Raw genomic sequence first — 3,428 nt, 5'->3', positions numbered from 1 at the left:
AAAAGGGATATTTTCGCTCTACCTATCATTGATGATTTATCTCTGGTTTTTGATGATGGTTGTTGCAGTTTTGGGACCTTTGATTTTAATGCTAGTGTTGTAGTTCACAGCTAACAATCTGTTCAAGAGGGATTCGCAACGCGTGGCATTTTCACTATGCGTTGGTTTAAGTGATTAAGGTGGTGTGCGGCGGCTTCAGTATGGTGTTGCTCACCCCTTAACAGGGCGTTATGTGCTTGGAGGAAATATGGAAATTGAGTTAATCCGAAATACTGAAAATTCATTCAGTTATATCCTCTATGAAAGTGGTTCCAATGTTGGGCGTATTCATGTTTCTTTAACTGGAAATGTCGCAAAAATTGAAGATATCATCGTTGATGAAATTGAATATAGTCCTTGGTGGTTTCTTCCTTTTATTAAGTGGACTAAATCATTTCGAGGCAAAGGCTATGGAACAGCCTTGCTCACCCAAGCAATCCAGCATTGTAAATCTCTTGAATCTTCTGAAATTATCGGTGAAATGCATGGAGATGAGCAAAAGTTAACTGTTTGGTATCAACGATTCGGTTTCATCGTAAGTGAAGATAAAAGTATTTCACTCAGTCTCTAGTACGCACATAACAAAGCGTTTAAGACGGATTCCCAACGCTTGGCATTTTCGGTTTGATTCAGCTTTAGTGTTTACGGCACAATGGTTTAGGTAAGGTGGTAACGTTGCTCACCACTTAACGCGGCGTTATGTGTAACCAGAGGAAAAGGCATGGAAGTACAGTTTGAAATTGGTAATGACCCCTTATTCGCAGAATCTTTAACCAAGACAAATATGGCGAGTTACTATCAAGCTCGTGAGATAGTCTGGGATCACAATCAGTTTCTGAATAGTTGGGAAGATTTAGATAACTACGAGGTTCTACTGGATCGTACTCGTGTTGGTGTAGTGCGTTTTAGCTATGGTGGTGATACGACCTTCCTGAGGGACTTTCAACTTTTACCGGAGTTTCAAGGTAGAGGTATTGGGTCTAAATGTCTTGACCTAGTCGTTGGGCATGCATTTACTCGTCAATCTACTCTGTTAGTCCTGCGTGTTTTTAGTGAAAATCCAGCAATAAAGCTGTATGAGTCCAAAGGCTTTGTTAGAACATCAGACGTCAAAGGGCTGGTTGAAATGGAGCTTCTTTTAAGTTCAAACACATAACAAGGCATTTAAGAGGGATTCACAACGCTTGGCAGTTTTGGTTTAAATTTGCTTAAGTGTTTACGGCACAATGGTTTAGGTTAGGTGTTGTTGTTGTTCACCCCTTAATGCGACGTTAGTACGGGTTTGACATCAAAGGTCATAAGTTTTGGTGTTTATCTGTTTTGGCGCTCGTCTTTACACCTTTCAGTTTGTGCCTTTCACGTTCTTTCCGGTGGCACTATATGCGGAGTGTTCGCTTTGATTTTACCGTTTACGGCTTCTAACTCTTAGCCTATTTCTTTGGCGCTTTTTCATTTTCGTGGTGACTTTTGAGAGAACCTTGATTACTTTTTGTGTGGCTGTTGAAGTGTGAGGAAAGAATCCTTTTCTAATTTGAAGTCAGTAAAAGTAGGGGAGTTCAGTGCGTTTTTCTTCTAGCCAACTCTCGTCTATCAATGGCGGTAAAGTTTTGTAGCTGCCCGTCTCACTTCAGTGTTCAAAGCCTTTCATATCATGCCACTTTTCAATATCTTGGAACGCATAAATAGAAGTAGCGCATGTACTAACAAATTGCTTAAGAGTGATTCGTAACGCGTGGCATTTTTACTTTGCGGTGGCTTATGTGATTAAGGCGTTGTGCGGTAGCTTTTGTATTGCGTTACTCACACCTTAGCAAGGCGTTATGTACTTTGGCGGAAATGAATATGGAAATCACAATCAGGCGTATCGAAACAGAAAGCATTGAGGACAAAGGTATATTCGAGACTTTGTTTAGAGAGTACCTATCTGGATTCTCAGTTGAGCTAGATCTCTCAGTAATTGCTCAGTTGTTTGCATTGCCTTATTTCCACGGGTTTATCAGTCTTGTCGACGATAAGCCCGCTGGTTTTGCGGTTTGCTTTGAATCGTTTTCAACTTATCGTGCGCAAAGAGTGATGAATATCCATGACTTTATGGTGTCGGATAACTTTCGTGGTAAAGGTGTGGGCAAAGCGCAACTGAATGGTATCGAAAAGTATTGTCGTGATAATGATTACCTCAAAATCACACTAGAGGTCGGTGATGATAATGTTGCAGCTAAAACGCTCTACAGTTCATTGGACTACGAAGATTACAGAGCAGTTTTGACAGGGCAGCAACATTGGCAAAAGTACCTCAATTAGCAAGCACATAACAAACTGTTCAAGAGGGATTCGCAACGCGTGGCATTTTCACTATGCGTTGATTTTAGTGTTTAAGGTGGTATGCAGCGGCTTTTGTATTGCGTTGCTCACACCTTAACAGGGCGTTATACGAATAGAGGGAAATTATGTACAAAAGTACTGATTTTAGCTTGGATTCAAAAGAGTTCAGGTTTAAGAAAGACTCATATCCTTTGTCTAAGATAAACAATGTTAGGGTTAAAAAGTTAAGTTTTCTTGATAATTTGGGTCAAGTTTTATTCTGGGTGTGTGTTTTTTCAGGGGCAGTTTGGTTAGTTATTCCAAGGTTGGAAGAGGTACCACAATGGCTACTAGTTTTAGTTCTTAGTCTGACGGTTGTAGGTTTGGTCTTTGCTCTTCTTCGTTGCTCTAAATATGCACTTCAAGTCGAGTTTCGCCACATAGATGAAACGGGCGTTCAATGGGTAAATGTCGCCAAGTCATACTCAAAGTCAGATTGTGAGTTATTTGAACAGCAAGTGTTGGCACTGAAGAAATTCGTATAACAAATTGTTCAAGAGTGATTCGGCACGCGTGGCATTTTTACCATGCGTTGGTTTTAGTGTTTAAGGTGGTATGCGGAGTCTTCGGTATTGCGTGCCTCACCCCTTAACAGAGCGTTAGACAAATAAAAGGAAAACATATGACACTTGGGTGGTTAATTCTTCTTTCATTTCTACACATTGCAGTTTGTCTTTTTAGCCCTTTTGTGTTTTTCATTGTCGTATTTCAACTGCGTGAATTTGAACTTTCTAAACATCACTCAGATATCTGTATGGCTTTAGGTGGAGCATATGTCATTTCGACAATTGTGAGTGTAATTATAGTTTTTAATTACTACCTTGCTGATAGTCAGGAACCATACTATTGGTGGTTTGCAATGCCTTGGGCACTATTGGGCGCTATTATTGTGTACATATTGAAAGTAGCGAAGGTAAAATTTGCCTAACAAACTGTTCAAGAGGGATTCGCAACGCGTGGCATTTTTGCTATGCGTTGACTTTAGTGTTTAAGGTGGTAGGCGTTCGCTTCCCGAGTACCCCACGTTT

Annotated in this window: 5 protein-coding genes; all 5 read left to right on the top strand. The window is 40.4% G+C overall.

Going from position 1 to position 3,428, the window contains the following annotated elements:
• The first annotated feature begins 247 nt into the window (after positions 1–247).
• The 5 genes from KI742_RS13755 to KI742_RS13720 all read left to right on the top strand — a co-directional run bounded on the left by KI742_RS13755 (position 248) and on the right by KI742_RS13720 (position 3,328).
• Positions 248–610: a GNAT family N-acetyltransferase gene (locus KI742_RS13755; RefSeq protein WP_262656318.1), complete on the top strand. Its 363-nt coding sequence runs from the start codon at positions 248–250 to the stop codon at positions 608–610.
• Positions 611–760: 150 nt separating this feature from the next.
• On the top strand, positions 761–1,195 hold the full coding sequence (locus KI742_RS13750; protein ID WP_262656317.1) for an N-acetyltransferase: 435 nt from the start codon (positions 761–763) through the stop codon (positions 1,193–1,195).
• Positions 1,196–1,881: 686 nt separating this feature from the next.
• Positions 1,882–2,340 (top strand): GNAT family N-acetyltransferase, encoded by a 459-nt coding sequence (locus KI742_RS13740; RefSeq protein WP_285386264.1) that lies wholly within the window; start codon positions 1,882–1,884, stop codon positions 2,338–2,340.
• 146 nt (positions 2,341–2,486) lie between these two features.
• Positions 2,487–2,885: a DUF6232 family protein gene (locus KI742_RS13730; RefSeq protein ID WP_064368481.1), complete on the top strand. Its 399-nt coding sequence runs from the start codon at positions 2,487–2,489 to the stop codon at positions 2,883–2,885.
• Positions 2,886–3,022: 137 nt separating this feature from the next.
• A complete protein-coding gene (locus KI742_RS13720) occupies positions 3,023–3,328 on the top strand; it encodes a hypothetical protein (protein ID WP_064368480.1) in 306 nt (101 codons plus the stop codon).
• The last annotated feature ends 100 nt before the right edge of the window (positions 3,329–3,428 follow it).

Source organism: Vibrio sp. D417a (assembly GCF_030248595.1).
Taxonomy (GTDB): Bacteria; Pseudomonadota; Gammaproteobacteria; order Enterobacterales; family Vibrionaceae; genus Vibrio; species Vibrio alginolyticus.
This window is presented reverse-complemented; position numbering and strand designations above follow the sequence as displayed.

Excerpts from the sequence above, each read along its gene's own strand:
- KI742_RS13730 (WP_064368481.1), top strand. The coding sequence starts at position 2,487 with ATGTACAAAAGTACTGATTTTAGCTTGGATTCAAAAGAGTTCAGGTTT.
- KI742_RS13755 (WP_262656318.1), top strand. The coding sequence starts at position 248 with ATGGAAATTGAGTTAATCCGAAATACTGAAAATTCATTCAGTTATATC.
- KI742_RS13750 (WP_262656317.1), top strand. The coding sequence starts at position 761 with ATGGAAGTACAGTTTGAAATTGGTAATGACCCCTTATTCGCAGAATCT.
- KI742_RS13720 (WP_064368480.1), top strand. The coding sequence starts at position 3,023 with ATGACACTTGGGTGGTTAATTCTTCTTTCATTTCTACACATTGCAGTT.
- KI742_RS13740 (WP_285386264.1), top strand. The coding sequence starts at position 1,882 with ATGGAAATCACAATCAGGCGTATCGAAACAGAAAGCATTGAGGACAAA.